We start from the raw sequence: 4,807 nt of genomic DNA on the forward strand, positions 1-4,807 counted from the left end.
GTTCGCTTCATCAATGGAGTGAAAGAAATGGAGACTCATCAACAAGCTACTGCATGATCTTCCATACACCACATTTGACAATAGCTCATCCACCCTTATTGAAAATCTACTCTGTCATTTGGTTACGTCAGAGATGCCCTCTAATGCTTTATCTATCAAGGAATGGGGCATTCAATAACACCAATCTTATGACCCATCAAATGGTTACCTTATTCAATAATAGCTATCTTTGTTGGTGTTCTCTTATCGGTATCACCGGCTATAACCCTACTGGGTCATCACTTCTCATATTTACGCTGAAGAAAACTTTGTTTGCTTTACTCTTATTTGTCAGAAGGATTAACCTAGTAAAGGTTCTTATGGGAGTACAACCTAATGATGCAGCAGATAGAAAGTGAAACGCTAAGAGTCTTATTCGAAAGCCTGTCTTCTCAAGATGGGATTGCCGTTATTAACCCTGCGACTGAGCAAGAAATGATTCGCTTAAAGCCTAGCTCTTTGGATGAGTTAGATGTGCAAATAGAAGTGTGCAAATCGGCTCAAGTTGAGTGGGCAAAACTCAGCGCTAAAGCACGTTCCGCTTCCCTAAAAAAGTGGTTCCAATTGCTTGTAGAGCATACGGAAGACATCGCGAACATCATTACCTTAGAACAAGGAAAACCCCTTACTGAAAGTCGTGGAGAAGTCACATACGGCGCATCTTTTGTTGAATGGTTCGCAGAAGAGGCTAAACGCACTTATGGTGAGGTTATTCCAGCCCCAGCGGTAGATAGACGCCTCTCTACCATCAAACAACCTGTCGGCGTGTGTACAGCGATTACACCATGGAACTTCCCTATTGCAATGATCACTCGAAAAGCGGCTCCTGCTCTGGCTGCGGGATGTGGGATGATCATTAAACCTTCTGAATTAACGCCTTTGACTGCTCTGGCTGTGGTGGAGCTTGCTCATCGGGCTGGTATCCCCAAAGCTCTATTGTCTACCGTTGTTTCTGAACAGGCGGCTGAGTTCGGTTTGGTATTAAGTACCGATCCTCGTATTAAGAAGATCTCTTTCACTGGTTCGACACGTGTCGGTAAGATCTTAATGAAACAAGCAAGTGATACGGTTAAAGCCGCTTCTATGGAATTGGGTGGTAACGCACCTTTTATTGTTTTTGAGGATGCAGATTTAGAAGCTGCAGCGAATGGCTTAATTGCTTCCAAGTTTCGTAATGCTGGACAAACCTGTGTGTGTACCAACCGCTTGTATGTACATCAGAGTGTGAAAGAGGCGTTCTTAACTAAGCTTCTTGATAAAGTGGCAAGCCTGGCGGTCGGTAATGGTCTTGAGGAAAATACAACTCTTGGCCCTGTTATCACTATGGCTTCTAAGCATCGTCTAGAGGCGGTAGTCGATCAGGCAGTACAAGAAGGAGCAACAATACTTAACCAGCCTCAAAAACTCACTGGGCGCTTTATGGAGCCTGTTATCTTAGATGATGTCGGACAAGGTATGGCGATCGTGCAACAAGAGTTGTTTGGTCCGGTTTTGCCAGTCATTAGTTTTGATGACGATGAACAAGTGCTCTCGATGGCGAATGACACCGAGTATGGTTTAGCTTGCTACTTCTATACCGATAGCTTGAAACGCATTATCCGATTTAGTGAAGGTTTGGAATACGGCATGGTAGGGATAAACGAAGGGATTATCTCTACGGAAGTTGCGCCGTTTGGTGGTATCAAAGAATCTGGCATTGGTCGTGAGGGTGCTAAACAAGGTATCGATGAGTACCTAGAGACGAAGTATATCTGCCTTGGAGGTTTGAGCTAACCTTCTCACGAGACAAAGACGGAAGCTGGGTATATCACCTGGCTTTTTGTTTATTGAGATAAAGGTAGATGAAGAGGGGAGCTGTGAGTTTTCTTCAGATGCAAAAAAGCCGCATCAAGTGATGCGGCTTTTTATAATATGGCTCCTCCTACTGGACTTGAACCAGTGACCTGCGGATTAACAGTCCGTCGCTCTACCAACTGAGCTAAGGAGGAACAGATTTTATTAAGTGGTGCCGACTACCGGAATCGAACTGGTGACCTACTGATTACAAGTCAGTTGCTCTACCTACTGAGCTAAGTCGGCACATTTTCGTTAATAAGTAATCGACTTATTAACTGAAAGATGGCTCCTCCTACTGGACTTGAACCAGTGACCTGCGGATTAACAGTCCGTCGCTCTACCAACTGAGCTAAGGAGGAATTATCTTGTTTAAGAATAAATGGTGCCGACTACCGGAATCGAACTGGTGACCTACTGATTACAAGTCAGTTGCTCTACCTACTGAGCTAAGTCGGCGTACCGTTATTCTTTTTATTGTTCGTGTAAGACACCAACAATTTTAAATTGTGGTGCCCGGAGGCGGAATCGAACCACCGACACGAGGATTTTCAATCCTCTGCTCTACCGACTGAGCTATCCGGGCGACGAGGTGTATTAAAAGGCTTTTCCGCTTTCACGTCAACAATAAAATTAAAATAAAATATCGTTTGATGAATTTGTGCTCGGAGTGGGCTGTTTTTATGCGTTTTTAACAGGAATGCACCATATTTTAAGCCTTGATTATGATAGGAGCATGAGTTCGCTTGCTAAATAAATACCATAAAAACAAAAAAGCACGTCCGAAAACGTGCTTTTTATTGAACAATTGACTTTAAACTAGTGCTTTACTGAGAACTTGTTCACCCAACCTTCAAGCTCATTCGCTAAAGACGCCAATGTCTGTGTGCTTGATTGGCTTTCTGTCACTACCGTGTTGAGCTGGCTACCGCTTTCTTCGATAAGGTTAATGCGATGCGCAATATCATCACTTACCTGAGTCTGCTCAGCGGCTGCTGTTGCGATTTGCTGGCTCATGGCCGTGATGGACTCTAATGCAGTTACTATCTGTTGTAGCGCTTCTGAGGCGTTCATAGACTCGGTTACTGTGCTTTCGCTAGTTTCGGCACAAATCTCCATCGTATGGATAGCGTTACGCGAACCTTCCTGAAGGTTAGAAATCATCTGTTGAATCTCTTTTGTGCTGTCTTGTGTGCGTCCTGCTAGGTTGCGAACCTCGTCTGCTACTACCGCAAAGCCTCGACCTTGTTCACCCGCACGAGCTGCTTCAATGGCGGCATTCAACGCCAGTAGGTTAGTTTGCTCAGCAATGTCGCCGATTACGTCGAGAACTTTCACAATACTGTTAACATCTTGGTCAAGATCCGCAACGGCTTTACTGGCTGTATTGAGCTGGGTCGCCAAGCCTTGAATATTATCTACCGTACTGTGGATCAATGATTGCGTGTGTTGGCTCTGCTTGTCTGCTTCATCGGTGTTATGTGCCGTGTCACTTGCCGAACTTGCAACATGGTTGGCTGAAGAAGCCATTTCTGTCATCGCTGTTGCGATCATCGCCGTCGATTGCTGCTGAGACATGGTCAAATCAGCAATAGAGTTAGAGCGCGATTCTACCGCTGATAGCTCTGAACGTAATGCGTGCATTGACGCGTCTAGATTGGTGACCATCTTAGCTAACGATTGACTCATCTCTTGCACCGCACCATAGATACTGTCTTTAGGGGCTGTGTATTCAAAGCTGGTTTGGATATTACCCTGAGCGACGGCCTGAACCGCCTCACGAACGTCATTCGGCTCACCACCAAGAAGGTTAAGCATCTTGCGAATAGAGATGATCAAGCCACCTAGGATTGCACCAGCGATAACAAGACATAGGGTTAGCTGCCATTGTGCAGTAGACCAGAAACGTGCATTTACTTCATTGAATCCAATGCCGGTACCTACAACCCAGTTCCAATGTGGTGTTTTTTCTGCAATCGAGTGTTTTTCTTCGATGGTGCCGTCAGGTAATTTTTGTGTCCAGGTGTATTCAACGATTTGGCCTGTCTTACGACCTAGCACGTCCAAGATCAGCTGACCGACACTATTGCCATCACCGTCTCGAAAGTCATGGAAGCTAGTGCCATGCAATTGAGGGTCTAAAGGGGCTGCCACAAATAACATGTTCTCATCAGCAACATAAACGTATTCGTTGTCTTTGTAGATATTGTTGCGAAGTAGGCGAGTCGCGAGTGCTTTAGCCTCATCTTCAGGCATTTTGCCTTCTACCGCCATTTTCTCTACTTCAGTTAGAATGCTATAAGCACTCTTGAATAGCTCAGTCACTCGAGCTTTGTTATCAAGGTTACTTGCGACGCGAAGTGTCCAAAGACCCGTTGCAGTTAATGCAAGCAGGGCAATTAGTATGATGGCCGATAATAAATAGGCTTGAGTTTTTAATTTCATAGTTAGCTCACAAAGCGTGTTCGTACTATGCAATGCATAGCTTATAAAGGGGCGTAATAATAAATTCATATTATTGAACTTGTATACACGCGCCTATCTGCGAGTGATGAAACTATGATTTGGATTAAATTTTTAGCGTGAAATAAGTGTTTTATATCAAATGAACTAGACGTTAATAGGGTTGTTTCTTGAAGGCGTTGAGGGAGAAGTTTCGACGGAACTAGAAAATAGGGGGAGAGTTTTGGATATTGCAGATAAGAAAAAAGCCAAGTCCGAAGACTTGGCTTTCTAAATTGGCTCCTCCTGCTGGGCTCGAACCAGCGACCTGCGGATTAACAGTCCGTCGCTCTACCAACTGAGCTAAGGAGGAACTATTCTGTTTGTGTCTTACTGTAAGCAAGTGCACCAAATATGGTGCCTCGAGGCGGAATCGAACCACCGACACGAGGATTTTCAATCCTCTGCTCTACCGACTGAGCTATCGAGGCAA

Annotated in this window: 2 protein-coding genes and 7 tRNA genes; 1 reads left to right on the forward strand and 8 read right to left on the reverse strand. The window is 44.7% G+C overall.

The window, feature by feature from the left end:
- Positions 1-375 precede the first annotated feature (375 nt).
- On the forward strand, positions 376-1,812 hold the full coding sequence (locus tag VJL_RS27300) for an NAD-dependent succinate-semialdehyde dehydrogenase (protein ID WP_081635063.1): 1,437 nt from the start codon (positions 376-378) through the stop codon (positions 1,810-1,812).
- A gap of 139 nt (positions 1,813-1,951) precedes the next feature.
- On the opposite strand, the gene VJL_RS27305 is transcribed toward VJL_RS27300, so the two are convergent.
- The 8 genes from VJL_RS27305 to VJL_RS27340 form a co-directional block, all read right to left on the reverse strand.
- A tRNA-Asn gene (locus VJL_RS27305) sits at positions 1,952-2,027 on the reverse strand.
- A gap of 15 nt (positions 2,028-2,042) precedes the next feature.
- A tRNA-Thr gene (locus tag VJL_RS27310) sits at positions 2,043-2,118 on the reverse strand.
- Positions 2,119-2,158: 40 nt separating this feature from the next.
- Positions 2,159-2,234, reverse strand: a tRNA-Asn gene (locus tag VJL_RS27315).
- A 21-nt stretch (positions 2,235-2,255) separates the two neighbouring features.
- Positions 2,256-2,331, reverse strand: a tRNA-Thr gene (locus tag VJL_RS27320).
- 51 nt (positions 2,332-2,382) lie between these two features.
- Positions 2,383-2,458: transfer RNA gene (locus VJL_RS27325), tRNA-Phe, on the reverse strand.
- A gap of 233 nt (positions 2,459-2,691) precedes the next feature.
- Positions 2,692-4,317, reverse strand: a complete 1,626-nt coding sequence (locus VJL_RS27330) for a methyl-accepting chemotaxis protein (protein WP_038870628.1) — start codon at positions 4,315-4,317, stop codon at positions 2,692-2,694.
- A 294-nt stretch (positions 4,318-4,611) separates the two neighbouring features.
- A tRNA-Asn gene (locus VJL_RS27335) sits at positions 4,612-4,687 on the reverse strand.
- 42 nt (positions 4,688-4,729) lie between these two features.
- A tRNA-Phe gene (locus VJL_RS27340) sits at positions 4,730-4,805 on the reverse strand.
- Between the last annotated feature and the right edge of the window lie 2 nt (positions 4,806-4,807).

Source organism: Vibrio jasicida CAIM 1864 = LMG 25398 (assembly GCF_000400365.1).
Classification (GTDB): domain Bacteria; phylum Pseudomonadota; class Gammaproteobacteria; order Enterobacterales; family Vibrionaceae; genus Vibrio; species Vibrio jasicida.

Coding starts and splice junctions, on each gene's coding strand:
- VJL_RS27300 (WP_081635063.1), top strand. CDS start 376: ATGATGCAGCAGATAGAAAGTGAAACGCTAAGAGTCTTATTCGAAAGC.
- VJL_RS27330 (WP_038870628.1), bottom strand. CDS start 4,317: ATGAAATTAAAAACTCAAGCCTATTTATTATCGGCCATCATACTAATT.